Raw genomic sequence first — 20,842 nt, forward strand, 5'->3', positions numbered from 1 at the left:
TTCGTCAGTGGTGACTAACGAGTCATTCTGTGTCGCGACGTGTAAACTTCGCGCCAAACCTGCGCTGCGCGTCACCTTGTACTGCCTTCGCCCTGTCTTTAGAGGTGCTCTTGAAACCAACAGTCAGCCTACGGCGAGCGCAAAACCGCCCGTATCTTGACCGGAACACCTATTCCGGTCAATACGCCAAAATGGCCAGTCATAAGCCGCGCTTCTTTGATTTCTCTGGGCTGGAGCAAATTCAAACAAACGTTTGTATTGGACGCTAAGAGTGGTGTAGATATAATGCGCCGCCTAGAGAGAAAGGTGGCTCATCGATTGTCCTCTCCCAGCGTTGTGCAGGGATTCATGGATGCGACACCAAACCTCCAATTAGAAAAAAAACTGTTGAGCCTTGAGTAGGAGATAACCTGTGGAACGCGAATACATGGAATTCGACGTGGTCATCGTCGGTGCCGGCCCCGCTGGTCTTTCCGCCGCCTGCCGATTGAAGCAGAAGGCCACCGAAGCCGGTAAGGAAATTAGCGTCTGCGTGGTCGAAAAAGGCTCCGAAGTCGGCGCTCACATTCTGTCTGGCGCGGTGTTCGAACCTCGGGCGCTGAACGAACTGTTCCCGGACTGGAAAGAACTCGGCGCACCGCTGAACACTCCGGTCACTCGCGATGACATCTTCGTTCTGAAGAACGCCGATGGCGCGATCAAGATTCCAGACCTCTTTGTGCCCAAGACCATGCACAACGAAGGCAACTACATCATCTCCCTGGGCAACCTGTGCCGCTGGTTGGCCCAGCAGGCCGAGAACCTGGGCGTAGAGATCTACCCAGGCTTCGCCGCTCAGGAAGCACTGTTCGACGAAAACGGCGTGGTTCGCGGGATCATCACCGGCGACCTCGGCGTTGACCGTGAAGGCAATCCGAAAGAAGGCCTGTACACCCCCGGCATGGAACTGCGTGGCAAGTACACGCTGTTCGCCGAAGGCTGCCGTGGCCATATCGGCAAGCAACTGATCAAGCGCTTCAACCTCGACACCGATGCCGACGCCCAGCACTACGGCATCGGCCTGAAAGAAATCTGGGAAATCGATCCGGCCAAGCATCAGCCAGGCCTGGTGGTGCACACTGCCGGTTGGCCGCTGGACATCATGGGCACCGAAAACACCGGTGGCTCGTTCCTCTATCACCTGGAAAACAACCAGGTTGTAGTCGGCCTGATCGTCGACCTGTCCTACAGCAACACTTACCTGTCGCCGTTCGACGAGTTCCAGCGCCTCAAGCATCACCCGGTGCTCAAGCAGTACCTGGAAGGTGGCAAGCGCATCAGCTACGGCGCCCGCGCCATCTGCAAAGGCGGCCTGAACTCGCTGCCGAAGATGGTCTTCAAGGGCGGCGCACTGATCGGTTGCGACCTCGGCACCCTGAACTTCGCCAAGATCAAAGGCAGTCACACCGCGATGAAGTCCGGCATGCTCGCCGCTGACGCCGTGGCCGACGCCCTGTTCGCAGGTTCCGAAGGCGCTGATGAACTGAACAGCTACGTTGAATCGTTCAAAGCCAGCTGGCTCTACGAAGAACTGTTCGCCAGCCGCAACTTCGGCCCGGCGATCCACAAGTACGGCGCTATCGTCGGCGGTGGTTTCAACTGGCTCGACCAGAACATCTTCGGCGGCAAACTGCCGTTCACCTTGCACGACACCAAGCCGGACTACGCTTGCCTCAAGCTCGCGGCCGACAGCAAGAAGATCGACTACCCGAAACCGGATGGCAAAATCAGCTTCGACAAACTCAGCTCGGTGTTCATCTCTGGTACTAACCATGAAGAAGAGCAGCCGTGCCATCTGAAGCTGGCCGACCTGAGCATTCCGATCAACAAAAACCTGCCGCTGTACGACGAACCGGCGCAGCGCTACTGCCCGGCCGGCGTCTATGAAGTGATCACCAAGGAAGACGGCGAGAAGCGCTTCCAGATCAACGCCCAGAACTGTGTGCACTGCAAGACCTGTGACATCAAGGACCCTGCGCAGAACATCACCTGGGTTGCGCCGGAAGGCGCGGGTGGGCCGACTTACCCGAATATGTAAGTCGCAGGCTTGAACATCAAGGCTCCCGAAATGGGGGCCTTTTTGTTGACAGGAGAAAACACACCGCCCCTTGTAGCAGCTGGCGAAGCCTGCGTTCGGCCGCGAAGCGGTCGTGAAACTTCAAAACGCGATTACCCTGATAAATTGAGTCGTCTGGCTTGCGACCGCTTCGTCCGAACGCAGCCCGACTCGAACGCAGGCTTCGCCAGCCGCTACATAGACCGAAGCTCATCCCCCGGACTGCGCTCGAAGTAGCGCTTGTACTCGCGACTGAATTGCGACGTGCTCTGATAACCCACCCGATGCGCGACCTGCGCTACGCCCAGACCTTCGGCCAACAACAGCTGCTGAGCCTTGAGCAGCCGCAAGCGCTTGAGATACTGCACCGGCGACAACAAAGTGCTGCGTTTGAAATGCTCATGAAAGGTCGAAGCACTCATGTTGGCGCAACTGGCCAGCGTCTCAACGTTCAACGGTTCGGTGAAATGCGTATGCAAATGGCTTAAGGACGCCGCGATCCGGGCGAACTGCCCTTGCTGCTCGACCAGCGCACGCAATACATCTGCCTGCGGCCCGCGTAACGCGGCGAACAGCAGTTCACGCAAACGCGCGCGGCCCATAATCTGGCACTCCAGCGGATCGTGCAGACAATGCAGCAAGCGCTCCACGCAACCACGCATGCTGTCGTCGAGCACCGCCGAGGTCATGGACTCAGGTGTCTGCGCAGGCATATGGCGGCCCGGTGTCAGCCCCATGGCCAACACCAGTTCGCCAAGCACTGCCCGGTCGATACCGATGGAAATTCCCAGCAGCGGCCCATCCGGCGCGGCAAAGGTTTCGCATTCGAACGGCACCGGCAGTGCCTGGATCAGATAATGCCCGGCGCCATACTCCAGCGTGCGCGGGCCCAGATAAGCCAGTTTGCTGCCCTGAACAATGATCATCAGGCTCGGCTCGTAGATTTGCGGACCGCGCGCCACATCACAACTGGCCCTGAGAATTTGCACCCCGGGCAAGCGAGTCGGGATAAAGCCGTCACGGGTAGCAAGCGGCCGGATCAACGAAACCAGCGTGGCATTGGCGTCGAGATGACGGGTCAACAACATGGCAAAAACTTCACGAAAAAAGGGATGAAAGCATCATCGCAGGTCTGAGCGCCAATGCGACCTATCCACCGAGGATGCCGGAGGAATAGGCATAAGACGCGGAGGAATCGTCATGGCCGGTGAGGCGGACGGCGCGGAAAATCCCCCACCTCCCCCGTAACTGCTTTTGCGAGGTTCACCATGTATACCGCCATCGGTTACGCCGCCCAGTCAGCCACCACTCCCCTAGCCCCGATGACCTTCGAACGTCGCAGCCCGCGTGCCGACGACGTAGCGATCGAGATTCTCTACTGCGGCGTCTGCCACTCCGACATCCACCAGGCCCGCAACGAATGGGGCATCGCCGTTTACCCACTGATGCCCGGCCACGAAATTGTCGGCAAAGTCACCGCCATCGGCGCCAATGTCACCGCCCACAAGGTGGGTGATCTGGTCGGTGTCGGCTGCATGGTCGACTCGTGCCGCCACTGCGAAGCCTGCCATGCCGACCTCGAGCAATATTGCCTCGAAGGTCCGACCCTGACCTACGCGACCCCGGACCGGGTCGACGGCAGCAACACCATGGGCGGTTACTCCGACAGCATCGTAGTCAGCGAGCACTTCGTCGTACGTATCCCCGAGACACTCGACCCGGCCAGCGCTGCGCCGATTCTCTGCGCGGGCATCACCACCTACTCACCGCTCAAACACTACGGCGTGAAAGCCGGCGACAAAGTGGGGATTCTCGGCATGGGCGGCCTCGGTCACATGGGCATCAAGTTTGCCAAAGCCATCGGCGCTGAAGTGACGTTGTTCACCCGCTCAGCGAGCAAGGCCGAAGAAGGTCGTCGCCAGGGTGCGGACCACGTAATCGTCTCCACCGACGCCGAACAGATGAAGGCCGCAGCCGGACAGTTCAACTTTTTGCTCGACACCATTCCGGTGCAGCACGATCTCAACCCCTACCTCGATACGCTGCGCTTCGACGGCGTGCACATCCTCGTCGGCCTGATCGAGCCGATCGATCCGCCCATCCACGCCGCCAAACTGGTACTGGGTCGTCGAGTGCTGGCCGGCTCGTTGATTGGTGGTATCGCAGAAACCCAGGAAGTGCTGGATTTCTGCGCCGAGCACAACATCACCTGCGACATCGAAATGCTCGACATCCGCCAGATCAACGAGGCTTACAGCCGCATGATCGCCGGTGACGTGAAGTACCGCTTCGTCATCGACATGGCGACCTTGAAGGTCTGATCAGACGTTAGCGGCTTATACCTTACCCCCTAACTCTACCGATAGCCGAGCCGTGCCCCCTTTGATCAGGGGAATCAGCTCGGCCATTTTTTCCAGCGGCATGTATGGCACCGTGCTGGCGGTGCTTTGGCTGGGCACGAAGACCTCATCGGCGAAACGGCCCGCTCAAACAACCCACAGGGACGCTGGTCGAGCCGGCCTTCTACGCCGAGCGCAGAGGGGACTATCGTTCACTGCCTTTGATACAGCCGTTTTTTTGAGGGTGCACCAAACGCCTAGACCCAACCACCATCGACGATGAAGTTTTGCGCCGAACACATGGAAGACGCCTCGGAGGCCAGGAAAAGCGCCATGTTTGCTATATGGAAAGGTTCCACGTTACCCGGCAGGCATTGGCTGCGGCTAATCAACTCCCTGGCGGCATCGTCAACCCAGAACGCGAGCTGCTTTTCTGTCATCACCCATCCTGGAACCAGGGTGTTGACCCTGATACGCCATGGCCCCAACTCCCGTGCCAACGCCCTGGTCATGCCGTGGGTTGCCGCTTTACTGGCCGCGTAGACCGGGTATCCACTGGAGGCCATCATCCAGCCAATGGAGCCCAGATTGATGATCGCGCCCTCCCCGGCGGCCTTCATCATGGGGACCACCGCCCGGGCGGCAAAAAAAGCATGCTTCAAATTGACGGAAATCAGTTTGTCGAAAGTCTCCGAGTCAACTTCATCCAAGGTGTGCCTGACATCATTGGCGGCATTGTTCACCAGGACATTCACAGGCCCCAGGGTCTGCGCAAAGCGTCCAATCGCCTCCTTATAAGCGCTCTCGTCAGTGATATCACAGTGAGCGAACTCGACCCTATGGCCCTCAGCCAACAATTGGGCCGCCAACTGCTCACCTTGGCTTTTGGCCATGTCCACGAACGCAACCTTTGCTCCCTGCCGGGCAAAAGCGCAAACCATGGCCTCACCGATCCCCGAGGCACCGCCGGAAATCAATACGGTTTTATCTTTGAGGTCGGTGTACACGGCCGGCACGCCGGCGCCCGTTTCATTAGTCATATGACGGTTACTCCACAGTAGGCACTTCGATTCAAGCAGCGGGACTCATGGTGCGCTCGGGCACTCATGGATCATTTTCGCCAGCCACCAAATTAGTCTTACTTTATATTGCAAAATCAGCCTTTCAGACTATAAATTTACTGCAGTTTCGACAAAATATCGCTAATTAGTAGAACTATTAAACTCAAAACAACAAAAGGACGTTCAACCATGCCGCAATCCCGACACCTGCTTTCCGGCCTCGGCCTTTCCCTGATGATGGCCAGCCTCGGCGTCCAGGCCGGTGGCCTGTCCAGCGAACACAAGGCTTTTGGCAAGACCCATGATGGAACCGCCATCGAGCAATATGTGTTGCGCAACAGCCATGGCATGCAAGCCACGGTCATTACCTACGGCGGCGTCTTGCAATCGTTGAAAGTGCCGGACAAGAACGGCAAGTTCGAAGACGTGGTACTGGGCTTTGACGATGTCCAGGGTTATCAGAGCGGCAAGGCATTCTTCGGCGCGACCATCGGACGCTACGGCAATCGCCTGGCCCAGGGTGCCTTCGAACTGGACGGCAAGCGTTACCAGATGCCGCTCAACGATGGCCCCAACTCGCTGCACGGTGGTGCGCTGGGTTTCGACAAGCGCGTCTGGAAAGCACAACCGGTCAACAGCAAGGATTCGGTCGGTGTGACCTTGAGCTACCTGTCGCCAGACGGTGAGATGGGCTTTCCCGGCAACCTGAAGGTCGAGATCACCTACAGCCTCAACGACCATAACGAGCTGCGCATCGAGTACAAGGCCTCCACCGACAAACCCACGGTGCTGAACCTCACCAACCACAGTTACTTCAATCTCGCCGGGGCCGGTAACGGTGACGTGCTCAAACAGCTCGCCACCTTGCACGCCAGCCATTACACACCGGTCAACGGCACCTTGATTCCAACCGGTGAACTGGCCCCGGTAGCCGGCACACCGATGGACTTTCGGCAACCGACCGCCATCGGCCAGCGCATCAAGGATGATCATCCGCAACTCAAATTCGCCGAGCCGAAACAAGGTGGTTTTGACTTCAACTGGGTCCTGGATGCCAAGGGTGATGTCAGCCAACTCGCCGCCGATGTGCGCGACCCGCAATCCGGCCGTCGCTTGCAGCTCTACACCAGCGAACCCGGGGTGCAGTTCTACACCAGCAACTTCCTCGACGGTTCGGTCAAGGGCAAGGCTGGCAAGGCCTACGGACACTGGAGCGCATTCACCCTGGAAACCCAGCACTACCCCGACTCGCCGAACCAGCCGGGCTTCCCTAGCACACGGCTGGATCCAGGCCAGACGTATGCCCAGAACACCGTCCTGAAGTTCTCGGCCGACTGAACCTGAACCTGAACGCCCCTGAACCTGTAGGAGATGTCGAGCCTTGGCGAGGCTGCGATAGCGGCAGTACAGTCAACGTTGATGTTGCCTGACCCACAGCTATCGCAGCCTCGCCAAGGCTCGACAGCTCCTACATACCCCCCTAGTCCCCAGTGAACACATGGAACGCATTGAACATCCCACATTGAACAACCGCGATCAGCGTTGTTTCATGCGGTCGATCACCACGGCCAACAGCAGAATGGAACCCCGAATCACGTACTGGTAAAACGTGTCGATGTTTTTCAGGTTCATCGCATTCTCGATGATCGCCAGAATCAACACCCCGGCAATCACGTGCCGAATCATGCCGATCCCGCCGCTCAACGACACCCCACCCAGCACGCAGGCGGAAATCACCGTCAATTCGAAACCCTGGCCGATCATCGGCTGGCCGGAGGTCATGCGCGAAGCCAGGATCACCCCGGCCAAGGCACCGATGACCCCGTGCACGGCGAAGATGATGATCTTGGTCCGGTCGACGTTGACCCCGGCCAGCAGCGCCGCTTCCTGGTTGCCGCCAATGGCCATGGTGTTGCGCCCATAGGTGGTGTAATTGAGCAGCCAACCAAAAAACAGGAAACAGCCGATGGTGATCAGGATCGGCACTGGCACGCCGAACAACTGGCCATTGCCATAGATGAAGAACTGATCCTGGGACACGCCGACTGCCTTGCCGTTGGCAAAGATATAGGCCAGGCCACGCACGATTTGCATGGTCGCCAACGTTGTGATCAGCGCGTTGATCCGCAGCTTGGCAATCACGATCCCGTTGATCAGCCCGACAAGCAGCCCCAGCAGCAGCGCTGCGCCGATACCGAGCAACACGCTGTCGGTGTCGCGCATCACCACCGCGGCAACGACCCCGGCACAGGCAATCACCGAGCCCACCGACAAGTCGAAATGTCCGGACGCCAGGCAATACAACATGGTGCACGCGGCGATGCCCGTGGTGGAAATCGCCAACCCCAGGCCGCGCATGTTCAGGGGCGAGAGGAAGTTGTCGATGAGCAGGGTGCAGAGCACAAAGATCCCCAGTGCCGCCAACAGCATCGCCCAATTATCGAGCAGGGCGCGCACATCCAGGGGTTTGTGCGTCGTCGGCAACGCTTTGTTTTGGGTTGTCATAGTCACCTCTCAGTTCACCTGGCCGTCAGCGCGTTGGCGCGGCAAGGCCAGTTGCAGCAAGTTGGATTCATTGGCCTGTTCGCGGTTTTTCTCGCCGCGCATCACGCCTTCGCAAAGCACCAGGACGCGGTCGGAGACGCCCATCACTTCCATCAGGTCGCTGGATACGACGATCACCGCAATCCCGCTGGCGGCCAGGTTATGGATAATCTGGTAAATCTCGGCTTTCGCGCCGATATCGATACCGCGCGTCGGCTCGTCGAGCAGCAGCACCTTCATCGGCATCGACAGCCAGCGACCCAGAATGGCCTTCTGCTGATTGCCCCCCGACAGGTACATGATTTTCTGCGCCGCATGGGGCGTTTTCACTTTCAACGCCTTGATCTGCTTGTCGGCGTTGCTCTTCTCCCAACTGTCGCGCAACAGCCAGCCAAACCGGGAATGAGCGCCGCGTGCGCTGATGTTGATGTTCTCGGCAACGCTCGCAAGCGGCACGATGCCCTCTTTCTTGCGGTCCTCGGGACACAGCAGGACACCGGCGGCAATGGCATCGCGCGGCGAGCGCAGCTTCAGTTCCTCACCGCACAGCCGCAGGCTTCCAGCCGTACTGCGCTCAAGACCGCCAAGCAGGCGCAGCAGCTCGGTGCGCCCGGCACCGACCAGCCCGAACAGGCCGAGAATCTCGCCTTGATACGCCTCGAAACTCACCGCGGAGCGCAAGCCAGGCCCCAACAGACCATCGACCTTGAGCGCCACCTCGCCCCGTTGACGAGGGCGGTAGTCGTAGATGTCCTGAATGTCGCGACCGACCATGCAGGTGACCAACTGATCGTGGGTCAGCTCGCTCATGTCCTCGAACGTGCGCACGTAACGACCGTCCTTGAACACGGTCACCGCATTGCAGATACGGAACACTTCCTCCATGCGATGGGAAACGTACAGCACCACTTTGCCCTCATCCCGCAGGCGCCCGATGATCGCCATCAAGCGCTCGATTTCCCGGGCCGACAGGCTGCTGGTGGGTTCGTCGAAGGCAATCACATGGGCGCCACGGGACAACGCCTTGGCGATCTCCACCAACTGCCGTTGCCCCAGGGACAGACGGCCGAGCTTTTCCAGCGGATCGATTTCATCGGCCAGGCCCTTGAGACAGGCCAGTGCCTGCTCGCGCAACGCACGGCGGTTGATCACACCGAAACGGGTTGGCAAATGCCCGAGAAACAGATTTTCCGCCACGGTCATTTCCGGCACCAGGTGCAACTCCTGGTGGATGACAGCCACTCCGCAGGCAATGCTGTCGGCGGCGCACTTGAAGACCATCGTCTGCTCGCCGATCTGCAGGCTTCCGCTGCTGGGGCTGTAGGCACCGCCGAGGACTTTGAGCAAGGTCGACTTGCCTGCACCGTTTTCGCCCATCAGGGCATGCACCCGCCCCGGGTGGGCAGTAAAGCTGATAGCGTCCAGCGCCTTGACCCCGGGAAAGGTTTTGCCAATGCCGTTGAAGCACAGACTGCCGCTGGCACTGTGCTGTTGTTTGTTCAATTGCGCATGCATAACCACCTCATCACACCGATCAGGCAGCCTTGTCACCAAGGCCGCCGAGGAAAACAACCGACCTCAGTTCCACAGACCGATCTTTTCCAGTTCCTGCTTGAAGTTGTCGCGCGTGATCAGTGTCACCTCGTCCATCGCGGTGTATTTCGCGGGTTCCTTGCCGGTGGTGACCCACTCGAACATCATGCTCGCGGTGTTGTAACCCTCAAGGTGCGGACTGGGCAGCATCGAGCCGAAGAAGCCACTGTTGGGCTTCTTCAATTCGCCGATGGCGTCGGTGCCATTGATACCGATACCAATGACATTGGCTGCGGCAAAACCGGCGCTTTCGGTGGCGCGCACGGCGCCCAGTACGCTGTTGTCGTTCATGCCGCCGACGATCAGTTTTTTCGCCGTACCCGGCAGCTTCACCAGTGCCGAGTTGGTGGCATCCATGCTGCCCGGCACGTCGAGGGTCTTGAGCGGTGCAAACAGGATGTGGTCTTTCGGCAGGCCGGCGTCTTCAAGGGATTTGACTGACCCATCGATACGTTTCTTGCCGGTATCGAGTTCGTTGTAGGTAGTGATCACCGCGTAGGTGTCTTTCCAGTCCCAACCGCGCTTCTTCGCTTCGCCAGCCATGGCGGCGCCCTGCTGCTGGCCCACTTCGAAGGCGGCCATGCCGAGGTAGGGCACATCCTCCATGAACTTGCCGCCGGCATCGACGAAGCGGTCATCCACCGCAATCACTTTCAAATCATTGGCCTTGGCCCTGGCCACGATCGCAGGGCCCAGGGACACATCCGGCGCGCAAATCACGAAGCCCTTGGCGCCGTTGGCGGCGAGGCTGTCGATGGCCGAGAGGGTTTTCTCGCCATCCGGCACGGCGATCTTGATCACGGTAAAGCCCTTGTCCTTACCGGCCTTTTCAGCGAAAGCCCATTCGGTCTGGAACCAGGGCTCCTCCGCTTGCTTGACCAGAAACCCGATCTTCGCGGGCTCGGCGGCCAGCAACAGGCTGCTCATGCTGACGGCCGATGCCGCCAGGGCGATACAGCACAGGGAACGGATTACACGATGACGACGATTCATAAAGTGACTCCTTGTTTTTGTTGTGAGTGCGAGCTGTGAACCAGTGCTGCCTGATGCTTGAAATTTATCCTGCAAATCGGTGACAGATTTTCCCGGCGATATCGACCTCAATGGCCAGCACCGCCCCGTCCAGCGGATGATTGAGCGGGCTTGCGGCGCTGGTGATGTACAAGGTTCGCAGATCCTTGCCACCGAACACGCAACTGGTGGGTCGGCTGACGGGGAGCTCGATCACGCGGTCGACCTCGCCGTCGGGCGCCAACCTGAGCAGGCAACTGCCGTCCCAGCGGGCATTCCAGAGATAGCCTTCGGCGTCCATGGCCGAACCGTCCGGGACACCGCGCGGGTGCGGCCCGAACCACTTCCGGGGCGGATCGAGTTGGCCGTCGATACCGATCGAATACCGATACAGCGTGCCGTCCAGGCTGTCGCCAAAATACACCTGCGTGGCGTCCTCGCTCCAAAGCAAGGTATTGGGAATACCCAGGCCACGCAGTAGAGGCGTGACTCGCGCATCGGCGTCGATACGGAACAAGCCACCGGAACGCCGCAGGACCGGCAGGTCTTCGCCCTGCTCCCCGATGTTGTTCTGCATGGTGCCCAGCCAGAGCCTGCCCCCGGCATCGCAACGGGCCTCGTTGGGACGATTGCCCGGTTGCGAATCGGCGACGCAGAGCAAGGACAGGCGCGGCGCCGCTTGTGTGGAGCTCAGGTCAAGGCGATACACGCCGCTGCTCAGGGTCACCAACGCATCGCCGCTTTCGCAGGGAATGAACGCCGACACAGGCTCCGGCAGTTGCCAGACCTGCAGATTTTCGCCACTCAGGCGTAATGCCTGTTGGCCGGCAATATCGACCCAATACAGGGCCCGGCCGGGCGCGTCCCAGAACGGACCCTCGCCCAGTTGCGCACGGTGTTCGGTCACTGCGGTCCACACCATGAAGCCTCCTGGATAGTTACTGTTTTTCGGGCGCTGACGAGCTTGCGCGCGTTACAGCCGGTCACGCGATGGCTGTCCATCCACCAGACGTTGAATGCGCAACGGGTTGGCATTTTTCAATGCGTCCGGGAGCAAACTGTCGGGGTAGTTTTGAAAGCACACCGGGCGCAGGAAACGGTCGATGGCCAGGGTCCCCACTGACGTGCCACGGGCATCCGAGGTCGCCGGAAAAGGCCCGCCGTGCACCATCGAGTCACAGACCTCGACACCGGTCGGATAACCGTTGAGCAAGATGCGACCGACCTTCTGCTCCAGTAACGGCGTCAGCTCGCTGAACTGCGCGAAGTCCGCGGTTTCGCCAATGATCGTCGCCGTCAGTTGGCCGTGCAGCCCGTGCAATGCGGCGCTGAGTTGCGCCTGATCGGCCACTTCAACGAACACGGTGGTCGGACCGAACACTTCTTCCTGCAGCACTTCATCACCATTGACCAGCAAACTCGCATCAGCCTTGAACAACTGTGGCTGCGCCTGATTACCCGCTTGTGGATGGCCGGCCAGGTGCTCGATGCCAGGGTGCGCAAGGAGCCTTTGCAAGCCTTTGCCATAACTGCTCAACGTGCCGGTGTTGAGCATGGTCTGGGCGGGCTGGTCGCCGATAAGTTGCGCGACCTGCCGAGTGAACGCAGTGAACTGCGGTGAACCGATGCCGATCACCAGGCCCGGGTTGGTACAGAACTGACCGCAGCCTTGCACCACCGAGGCGGTCAGGTCACGGGCGATGGTATCTGCCCGCGCTTGCAGCGCCTGGGGTAACACGATCACCGGGTTGATGCTCGACATCTCGGCGAACACCGGGATCGGTTGCGGGCGTGCCGCCGCCATGTCGCACAGCGCTCGACCGCCCTTGAGCGAGCCGGTGAAACCGACCGCCTGGATTGCCGGATGCTTGACCAACGCCTCACCGACCCCGGCGCCATAGATCATGTTGAATACGCCGGCGGGCATTCCGTTTGCCTCGGCCGCCCGGATGATCGCATCGGCGACCCGTTCGGCGGTCGCCATGTGCCCGCTGTGCGCCTTGAAGACCACGGGACAACCGGCCGCCAGCGCCGCAGCCGTGTCGCCGCCGGCAGTGGAAAACGCCAGCGGAAAATTGCTCGCGCCAAACACCGCCACCGGCCCCAGGCCAATGCGGTACTGACGCAGATCCGGGCGCGGTAACGGTTGGCGATCAGGCAACGCCCGATCGATGCGCGCCCCGTAGAAATCGCCACGATGCAGCACGTCGGCGAACAGCCGCATCTGGCCACTGGTACGCTTGCGCTCGCCCTGGATGCGTGCAACGGGCAACGCGGTTTCACGGCAAACCAGGGCGATGAACTCATCGTCCAGCGCATCCAGTTCATCGGCCACTGACGCCAGGAAATACGCGCGACGCTGCGCACTCAAGGCTCGATAGGCCGGGTAGGCCGTCGCGGCAGCATTGGCGGCGGCATCGACCTCCTGCGCCGTCGCCTGGTGGAAAGCATGGGGCAATGCTTCGCCAGTCTGCGCGTCGAAGCTCTGCAGGGTCACGGTGCCGGTCGCACTGCGCCGGCCGCCGATGTAGTTGTGACCAAGAATCTGAGTCATGCCTGTCTCCTTAAAGTGTGCCTACTTGACCGGGGGCCAGCTCCGCGTCGCCGCTGGCGATACCGTTGATCAAGGGCGCGCCGAACTCCGCCTGACTGATTTCGAACACATCGCCCGGCTGCGTACGGATACCGTCTGCGAAAGACAGGGTCGCGGTGCCGAAGAAGTGAATGTGTACATCCCCCGGCCGCAGGAACTGACGGTATTTAAAGTGGTGGTATTCAAGGTTTTCCAGGCTGTGGCACATATTGGCTTCGCCACTGAGGAACTCGTTCTGCCATACGACCTTGCCATTACGCAAAATGCGACTGCTGCCAGCCAGGTGCTGGGGCAGTTCACCGACCCGCAGTTCAGGACCATAACTGCAATTGCGTAATTTGGAGTGGGCCAGGTACAGGTAATTCCTGCGCTCCATCACGTGATCGGAGAACTCGTTGCCCACGGCAAACCCCAGGCGATAAGGCTTGCCGTCGTGGCCGATGACATACAGGCCGCCGATTTCCGGCTCTTCGCCGGCGTCTTCGGCGAATGGCGGCAGCGCGAATGCCTGACCCGGACGCACGACAGTGCTGCCGTCGCCCTTGTAGAACCATTCCGGTTGCACACCGACCTGACCGGCAGCGGGTTTACCGCCTTCCACGCCCCACTTGAAGATCCGCATGGTGTCGGTCATCGCGCTGTCGTCACCGGCCTGCTGATGCATCTTGTCCCGTGCCGCCGCGCTGCCCAGATGGGTCAGGCCGGTGCCGCTGACCAGCATATGCGCCGGGTCCGGGTGATCCAGTGGCACCAGTATCCTGAGCTCGGCCAGCAATTGCGCATAATCGTGACTCCCCCCCAGGCCGAGGCGCTGGACCTGCTGCCGCAGATCGACGCCCGTCTCGATGGCGGCCAGCGCCAGCTCGCGCACCGTGCGCGCGGATTGCACTTCACGGACCAGACCGTCCTCGACCACGCCGACCCGGCGCTCGCCGTTACTCAATTCGAACTGAACTAAACGCATGAACCTTCTCCTGATCGCGGGCTCAGGAAAAGCTTTGGTTTCAGCGTGATGCGACGAATCGGTCGCAGCTCCTGACCCATGGGATCGATCTCCAATTGTTGTTTTTATGGAAGCTCGGGGACGCCTCTCGCGGAAAACCGCCAGGGTCATACCTCAGTTGCAAACGACTATATAGTATTACTATTTACTCAGCAAGACTTCCAAACCTGGGAATTTACGCTTATGTTAGCGCCAGAAAAGAACAATATAGTCTTACTATAAGAGATCTAGCCATGTCTGATAAAAAACCCGACCTGCGCTCCGCCCAGTGGTTTGGTACCGCCGACAAGAACGGCTTCATGTACCGCAGCTGGATGAAGAACCAGGGCATTGCCGACCATCAGTTCCATGGCAAGCCCATCATCGGGATCTGCAACACCTGGTCGGAGCTGACCCCGTGCAACGCGCACTTCCGCCAGATTGCCGAGCATGTCAAACGCGGGGTGATCGAGGCCGGTGGCTTTCCCGTGGAGTTCCCGGTGTTCTCCAACGGTGAGTCGAACCTGCGCCCCACCGCCATGCTCACCCGCAACCTGGCGAGCATGGACGTCGAGGAAGCCATTCGCGGCAACCCGATCGACGGTGTGGTGCTGCTGACCGGCTGCGACAAGACCACGCCGGCGCTGTTGATGGGCGCCGCCAGTTGCGACGTCCCCGCCATCGTCGTCACCGGCGGGCCGATGCTCAACGGCAAGCACAAGGGCCAGGACATCGGCTCGGGTACCGTGGTGTGGCAACTCAGCGAACAGGTCAAGGCCGGCACCATCAGCATCGACGACTTCCTGGCGGCCGAGGGCGGCATGTCTCGCTCGGCGGGGACCTGCAACACCATGGGCACCGCCTCCACGATGGCCTGCATGGCCGAGGCACTGGGCACCTCCCTGCCCCACAACGCGGCGATTCCGGCGGTGGATGCGCGCCGTTATGTCCTGGCGCACATGTCCGGGATGCGCGCGGTGGAGATGGTTCGCGAAGACCTGAAACTGTCGAAGATCCTCACCAAGGAAGCCTTCGAAAATGCCATTCGCGTCAACGCTGCCATCGGCGGCTCGACCAACGCGGTGATTCACTTGAAAGCCATCGCCGGACGCATCGGCGTCGAGCTTGAACTGGATGACTGGACCCGCATCGGTCGCGGCATGCCGACCATTGTCGACCTGCAACCGTCCGGGCGTTTCCTGATGGAAGAGTTCTACTATGCCGGCGGCCTGCCGGCCGTGCTGCGCCGCCTTGGCGAAGCCAACCTGATTCCTCATCCCGACGCCTTGACCGTCAATGGCAAGTCGATCGGCGACAACACCAGAGAGGCACCGATCTACGGCCAGGACGAAGTGATCCGCCCCCTCTCCAACCCAATCCGTGCGGACGGCGGCATCTGCGTGCTGCGTGGCAACCTGGCCCCTCTCGGCGCCGTGCTCAAGCCTTCCGCCGCCAGCGCCGAACTGATGCAGCATCGCGGCCGTGCGGTGGTGTTCGAGAACTTCGACATGTACAAGGCGCGGATCAACGACCCGGAGCTGGACGTCGATGCCGACTCGATCCTGGTGATGAAAAACTGCGGTCCCAAGGGTTATCCCGGCATGGCGGAAGTAGGCAACATGGGCTTGCCGGCCAAATTGCTGGCCCAAGGCGTCACCGACATGGTGCGGATTTCCGACGCACGCATGAGCGGCACGGCGTACGGCACCGTAGTCTTGCACGTCGCCCCGGAAGCAGCTGCCGGCGGACCTTTGGCCGCCGTGAAAGAAGGCGACTGGATCGAACTCGATTGTGCCAATGGGCGTCTGCACCTGGACATCCCGGACGCCGAGCTGGCGGCGCGCATGGCCGACCTGCAAGCTCCACAGAAACTGATCGTGGGCGGCTATCGCCAGCTGTACATCGACCACGTGCTACAGGCGGACCAGGGCTGCGACTTCGACTTTCTGGTGGGTTGCCGCGGCGCCGAGGTGCCGCGTCATTCACACTGATAGTGAATCGGTTCAGGCGTACAGGAGCGCCTGATAGAGATGGCAGCGATGTTATGATGCCGTGTATTTCGTCAGAGCAGCGCCCCTGTCATGGATCAGCAGTCCCCCAAGCCACGCAAGAGCATGCATGCCCAGATCGTCCAGGAACTGGGCATGCACATTGTCTCCGGACGCCTCAAGCCGGAAGAACGATTGCCCCAGGAGGCAACGCTGTGCGAGACCTATCAGGTCAGTCGGTCGGTGCTGCGCGAAGCCACCCGGGTGCTGAGCGCCAAGGGGCTGGTGTACTCCAAGCCACGGGTCGGCGCGCTAGTGCGCCCACGCTCGAAATGGCACTTGCTGGATCCCGACGTGCTGTCCTGGCTGATGCAGTCCACACCTCACAGCGAGTTCTTCAACACCTTGTCGGGCGTACGCCGAATCCTTGAGCCGGAAATCGCCGCAATGGCCGCCACTACGGCGACCGATGCCGACATCGCGATCATCGAAAAAGCCTACCAGGCCATGGAAACGGCAAAGACCCACGAGAACCTCTTGCAGGCGGACCTGGATTTTCACCATGCGATCGCCGACGCGACCCGCAACGACTTGCTCGCCTACATGTGCAACATGCTTTCGCTGCCGCTGCGCGAGTCAATCAGTATCACCAACCGGCGCCCCGACATTCAAAGGCTCAGCCTGCCCCGGCACAAGGCGATACTGACTGCCATCAAGAATCGTGACGCCCTCGGTGCCCGGCATGCCTCGCTGGTGCAACTTGACGACACCCGCGTCGCTCTGGATACCGTGATGAATGTCCTTACCCCGCTGTAACGCAGGCCCGGCTCAGGCCTTGGCCCCCAACTCGGCGGAAAGCCGGGCGGCGACCTGCTTGATCAGCGGAATCAGCTCGGCCATTTTCTCCAGCGGCATATAGGGTACGGTACTGGCAATACTGATCCCGGCGACGATTCGCCGGCTGGCATCGCGTACCGGCGCCGCGACACAGCGGATCGACGGTTCATTGTCTTCCAGGTCAAAGGCGTAGCCGCCCGCCACATACTCCAGCATGCGCTGCTGGAATTGCTCCCAGGATGGCTCCGGGCGCTGCGGCCATAACTGGTTTTGCCCGCCCGCCGGCAAGCTGGTCCGATACAGGCGCTGCCACTCCTGCGGCGAGTCATCGAGCATGAGCGCCTTGCCGATCCCGGTGCGCGCCAGCGGCATGCGATGACCGACTCGCGAACGCATTTCCGGACCATTGCGCCCCGGATTCTTGTGCAGGTACAGAACGTCATCGTCTTCACGGATCGCCAGGTGAATGGTATCGCCGGTCAACGCCGACAACTCGTCCAGATACGGCCCGGCCAGGGTCACCAGCGGCAGCGCTTCGCGCGCCTGGAAACCCAGCTCGATCAGCTTGGGCCCCAGCAGGTAACCGATTTGCGGCACGACCCGCAGATAGCGCTCCTCCACCAGGCAACTGGCCAGACGATGGGTGGTGCTGCGGGTGGTCCCGATCAGCCGGGCAATTTCCTTGAGGTCGCGAGCACCACTGGCCACGGCCTGAACCACCCCCAGGCCGCGTAGCAGCGTCTGGGTACCTGTCGGCGCGGCGTCCTTGGCGTTTTTTGCGACGTCTTCCTGCATATCTGGCCTTCAACAATCAGCGAGGGAACCGGCGGCATTATGGTCGCCCGGTCTTGCGCTTGCCAGGGTCTGTACGAGAACTCGCCGAGCGGCGATCAGGCAAGGCAAAAACAGGCGAGGAAGCGGAGTTTACGGGTTGTAAATGAGCATTACTCGCTTCGCTCGCCCTTCGGGCCGTCCTTTGGACGTTCTCACTTCGTTCGTCCGAGCGTGTTTTTAACGCAGCATGATCGTCGCGCAGGCAGTTATCGTACAGAGCCTAGAGCTCGATCCGCGCTACCTTGCCCACCAGCACCACATAGGACAGGGCGCCGATCAACGCCAGCGCGGCGATGTAGGTGATCGCCGGGGCGAAGGAGTCGCCGCTGGCGAGAAAGCCGATAACGATCGGCGTGGCGATCGCCGCCAGATTGCCGATGCAGTTGAACACCCCGCCCGTCAGCCCCAACAAGCGTGCCGGTGCCAAGGTCGAGACCAGCGACCAGCTGATCGAAGCCAGCCCGTTGCCGAAAAACGCCAGCGCCAGGAAGGCGATCACCCACGGCGTCGATTCGACAAAGTTGGCACCGATGATCGAGGTGGAAATCAGCAACCCGCCAATGATCGGCAACTTGCGGGCGAAACCGATCGTCGCGCCGCGGCGGATCAGCCAGTCGGAGAAGAACCCCGAGCAGAGCACGCCAATGAACGCCGCGAGAAACGGCAGCGACGCCAGCAGGCCGGACTTGATGAAGTCCATGCCGCGATATTTCACCAGATAGGTCGGAAACCAGGTCAGGAAAAACCACAACGTCGAATTGAGACAGAACTGTCCGAGGTAGATGCCCCACAACTTGCGTTGGCTCAACACAGTGCCCAGGTCCGTCCAGTTGAACGGTGCCTTGCGCCGGGCCGTCTCGGCCTGGATATCGACCAGCCCGCCGCCCTCACGGATGAGCTCGACTTCCGCCAGATTGGCCCCCTTGAAATCCCGTGGCTCGCGATACACCGCGTACCACACGGCCGCCCAGAGAATCCCCACCGCACCAGTGCTGACGAATACCATGTGCCAGCCGTATTGATGTTGCAGCCAGGCCAATACGGGCGTCAGAAAGGCCAGCCCGACGAACTGCCCGGAGGTGTAGAAGCCGATAGCGGTCGCGCGCTCACGCTCGGGAAACCAGGTGGTCACCACCCGGCTGTTGATCGGATAGGCAGGTGCTTCCAGCGCGCCCACGGCCATGCGCAAAACGAACAGCGCGATGAAGCTGGCGGCGAAACCGAGCATCACCGTGGCCACCGACCACAGTAGCAGCGCAACGCTGTAGAGGATGCGCGGCGGCACCCGGTCCACCAGCCAGCCACCGGGGATCTGCATGGCGGCGTAGGTCCAGCCGAACGCGGAGAAGATCAGCCCGACATGGATCGGATCGATGCCCAGTTCACTGGTCAGCGCCGGGGCGGCTATCGACAGGTTGCTGCGGTCCAGGTAGTTGATCACCACGGTGATGAACAGCAGGACCATGATGAAAAAACGCTTGCGGCTCGGCGTCACCAACGACGCCTGCCCAGTGAAAATCTCAGGATGCATGGGGTGCCTCTTCTTATGATTATTGAGGGCGATACAAAGACTTGTGCTGATACCTTGTGGGAGCGAGCTTGCTCGCGATTGGGCCGACGCGGTATGCCTGAACATCCTCGCTGCACATGCCGCCGTCTTCGCGAGCAAGCTCGCTCCCACAGGGGAACTGTGTTGGGTCAGACCACTATTACCACTCGGCAAAACTGCCATCGGCATGGCGCCAGATCGGGTTGCGCCAGCGGTGGCCAATGGCGGCGCGTTCGATGACGTACTCCTCGTTGATCTCGATGCCCAGGCCCGGACCATTCGGGATTTTCACGAAGCCTTTGTCGTAGTCGAACACCCGCGCATCCTTGACGTAATCCAGCAGGTCGTTGCTTTCGTTGTAATGAATACCCAGGCTCTGCTCCTGGATAAACGCGTTGTAGCAAACCGCGTCCAGTTGCAGGCACGCCGCCAGCGCAATCGGACCCAGCGGGCAATGCAGCGCCAACGCCACGTCATAGGCTTCGGCCATGTTGGCGATTTTGCGGGTTTCGGTGATGCCGCCGGCATGGGAAGCATCCGGCTGGATGATGTCGACATAGCCCTCGCTGAGCACCCGTTTGAAATCCCAACGGGAAAACAAACGCTCGCCCAGCGCAATTGGCGTGCTGGTCAGCGGCGCCAACTCTTTCAATGCTTCATAGTTTTCACTGAGTACCGGCTCTTCGATGAACATCAGTTTGTAGGCGTCGAGTTCCTTCATCAGTACCTTGGCCATCGGTTTGTGGACCCGGCCATGGAAGTCCACGCCAATCCCCACATTCGGTCCCACCGCATCACGCACGGCGGCGACGTTGGCCAGCGCCAGGTCGACTTTCTCGAAGCTGTCGACGAATTGCAGCTCTTCGGTGCCATTCATTTTCACCGCGGTGAAACCACGCTCGACGGCGTCCCTGGCAGCCCGGGCGGTGTCGGCCGGACGGTCGCCGCCGATCCACGAATAGACGCGAATCTTGTCACGAACCTGTCCCCCCAGCAGATCACTGACCGACACGCCAAGTGCCTTGCCCTTGATGTCCCACAGCGCCTGATCGATCCCGGCCAGGGCGCTCATGTGCACCGCGCCGCCACGGTAGAAACCGCCGCGATAGAGCACGGTCCAGATGTCTTCGATGTTGCGCGGGTCCTTGCCGATCAGATAGTCCGACAGCTCATCAACGGCCGCCGCGACGGTATGGGCCCGGCCTTCGACCACGGGTTCGCCCCAGCCGGTCACGCCTTCGTCGGTTTCGATTTTGAGGAACAACCAGCGCGGTGGAACGATAAAGGTCGTCAGTTTGGTGATTTTCATCGTCAGCTCTCTTGTTATCAGCTCTTGTAGGAGCAGCCGGTCGACGCTCGATTGCTCGCGATGCAGACGGCGCGGTCTGCCTGTTTCACCGCAGTGATGCCATCGCG

General features: G+C 60.6%; 16 protein-coding genes and 1 pseudogene. 5 read left to right on the forward strand and 12 right to left on the reverse strand.

Going from position 1 to position 20,842, the window contains the following annotated elements:
- The first annotated feature begins 412 nt into the window (after positions 1 to 412).
- The gene (locus AC07VR_RS06045) at positions 413 to 2,077 is read left to right on the forward strand and encodes an electron transfer flavoprotein-ubiquinone oxidoreductase (RefSeq protein ID WP_494993966.1); all 1,665 of its coding nucleotides are present in this window, start codon (positions 413 to 415) and stop codon (positions 2,075 to 2,077) included.
- A 212-nt stretch (positions 2,078 to 2,289) separates the two neighbouring features.
- Here the strand turns inward: AC07VR_RS06045 and AC07VR_RS06050 are convergent, their stop codons facing one another.
- The gene (locus AC07VR_RS06050; RefSeq protein WP_495010700.1) at positions 2,290 to 3,183 is read right to left on the reverse strand and encodes an AraC family transcriptional regulator; all 894 of its coding nucleotides are present in this window, start codon (positions 3,181 to 3,183) and stop codon (positions 2,290 to 2,292) included.
- A gap of 180 nt (positions 3,184 to 3,363) precedes the next feature.
- On the opposite strand from AC07VR_RS06050, the gene AC07VR_RS06055 reads away from it, so the two are divergent.
- Entirely contained in the window at positions 3,364 to 4,416 is a 1,053-nt protein-coding gene (locus tag AC07VR_RS06055) for an NAD(P)-dependent alcohol dehydrogenase (RefSeq protein WP_495010701.1), read from the forward strand.
- A gap of 15 nt (positions 4,417 to 4,431) precedes the next feature.
- On the opposite strand, the pseudogene AC07VR_RS06060 reads toward AC07VR_RS06055, so the two are convergent.
- Positions 4,432 to 4,545, reverse strand: a pseudogene (locus AC07VR_RS06060) (IclR family transcriptional regulator); the annotation flags it as partial.
- A gap of 146 nt (positions 4,546 to 4,691) precedes the next feature.
- Positions 4,692 to 5,474 (reverse strand): SDR family NAD(P)-dependent oxidoreductase, encoded by a 783-nt coding sequence (locus tag AC07VR_RS06065; protein WP_494993969.1) that lies wholly within the window; start codon positions 5,472 to 5,474, stop codon positions 4,692 to 4,694.
- A 210-nt stretch (positions 5,475 to 5,684) separates the two neighbouring features.
- Between AC07VR_RS06065 and AC07VR_RS06070 the strand changes: the two genes are divergently transcribed.
- Positions 5,685 to 6,833, forward strand: a complete 1,149-nt coding sequence (locus AC07VR_RS06070) for an aldose epimerase family protein (RefSeq protein WP_494993970.1) — start codon at positions 5,685 to 5,687, stop codon at positions 6,831 to 6,833.
- A gap of 198 nt (positions 6,834 to 7,031) precedes the next feature.
- Here AC07VR_RS06070 and araH read toward each other — a convergent pair whose 3' ends face one another.
- From araH to araD1, 6 genes are all read right to left on the reverse strand, one after another.
- Positions 7,032 to 8,000: an L-arabinose ABC transporter permease AraH gene (araH, locus tag AC07VR_RS06075; protein WP_495010702.1), complete on the reverse strand. Its 969-nt coding sequence runs from the start codon at positions 7,998 to 8,000 to the stop codon at positions 7,032 to 7,034.
- A 9-nt stretch (positions 8,001 to 8,009) separates the two neighbouring features.
- Positions 8,010 to 9,554 carry an L-arabinose ABC transporter ATP-binding protein AraG gene (gene araG / locus AC07VR_RS06080; RefSeq protein WP_495010703.1) on the reverse strand — a complete coding sequence of 515 codons (1,545 nt, stop codon included), beginning with the start codon at positions 9,552 to 9,554 and terminating at the stop codon, positions 8,010 to 8,012.
- Positions 9,555 to 9,617: 63 nt separating this feature from the next.
- The gene (locus AC07VR_RS06085; protein WP_495010704.1) at positions 9,618 to 10,625 is read right to left on the reverse strand and encodes a substrate-binding domain-containing protein; all 1,008 of its coding nucleotides are present in this window, start codon (positions 10,623 to 10,625) and stop codon (positions 9,618 to 9,620) included.
- Between the two features lie 64 nt (positions 10,626 to 10,689).
- Positions 10,690 to 11,565 carry an SMP-30/gluconolactonase/LRE family protein gene (locus tag AC07VR_RS06090; RefSeq protein ID WP_495010705.1) on the reverse strand — a complete coding sequence of 292 codons (876 nt, stop codon included), beginning with the start codon at positions 11,563 to 11,565 and terminating at the stop codon, positions 10,690 to 10,692.
- 51 nt (positions 11,566 to 11,616) lie between these two features.
- On the reverse strand, positions 11,617 to 13,197 hold the full coding sequence (locus AC07VR_RS06095) for an aldehyde dehydrogenase (NADP(+)) (RefSeq protein WP_494993974.1): 1,581 nt from the start codon (positions 13,195 to 13,197) through the stop codon (positions 11,617 to 11,619).
- 10 nt (positions 13,198 to 13,207) lie between these two features.
- Positions 13,208 to 14,200: an AraD1 family protein gene (gene araD1 / locus AC07VR_RS06100; protein WP_494993975.1), complete on the reverse strand. Its 993-nt coding sequence runs from the start codon at positions 14,198 to 14,200 to the stop codon at positions 13,208 to 13,210.
- A gap of 272 nt (positions 14,201 to 14,472) precedes the next feature.
- Between araD1 and AC07VR_RS06105 the strand changes: the two genes are divergently transcribed.
- Positions 14,473 to 16,209, forward strand: coding sequence for an IlvD/Edd family dehydratase (locus AC07VR_RS06105; protein WP_495010706.1), 1,737 nt, complete (start codon positions 14,473 to 14,475; stop codon positions 16,207 to 16,209).
- Positions 16,210 to 16,299: 90 nt separating this feature from the next.
- Complete coding sequence (locus AC07VR_RS06110) at positions 16,300 to 17,022, forward strand: FadR/GntR family transcriptional regulator (RefSeq protein ID WP_494993977.1); 723 nt, start codon at positions 16,300 to 16,302, stop codon at positions 17,020 to 17,022.
- Positions 17,023 to 17,034: 12 nt separating this feature from the next.
- Here AC07VR_RS06110 and AC07VR_RS06115 read toward each other — a convergent pair whose 3' ends face one another.
- The 3 genes from AC07VR_RS06115 to dgoD form a co-directional block, all read right to left on the reverse strand.
- Positions 17,035 to 17,838, reverse strand: a complete 804-nt coding sequence (locus AC07VR_RS06115) for an IclR family transcriptional regulator (RefSeq protein WP_494993978.1) — start codon at positions 17,836 to 17,838, stop codon at positions 17,035 to 17,037.
- A 259-nt stretch (positions 17,839 to 18,097) separates the two neighbouring features.
- Positions 18,098 to 19,408 carry an MFS transporter gene (locus tag AC07VR_RS06120; protein ID WP_495010707.1) on the reverse strand — a complete coding sequence of 437 codons (1,311 nt, stop codon included), beginning with the start codon at positions 19,406 to 19,408 and terminating at the stop codon, positions 18,098 to 18,100.
- A gap of 178 nt (positions 19,409 to 19,586) precedes the next feature.
- Positions 19,587 to 20,735, reverse strand: a complete 1,149-nt coding sequence (dgoD, locus tag AC07VR_RS06125) for a galactonate dehydratase (protein WP_495010708.1) — start codon at positions 20,733 to 20,735, stop codon at positions 19,587 to 19,589.
- Between the last annotated feature and the right edge of the window lie 107 nt (positions 20,736 to 20,842).

The organism is Pseudomonas sp. GW821-FHT02H09 (assembly GCF_059421425.1).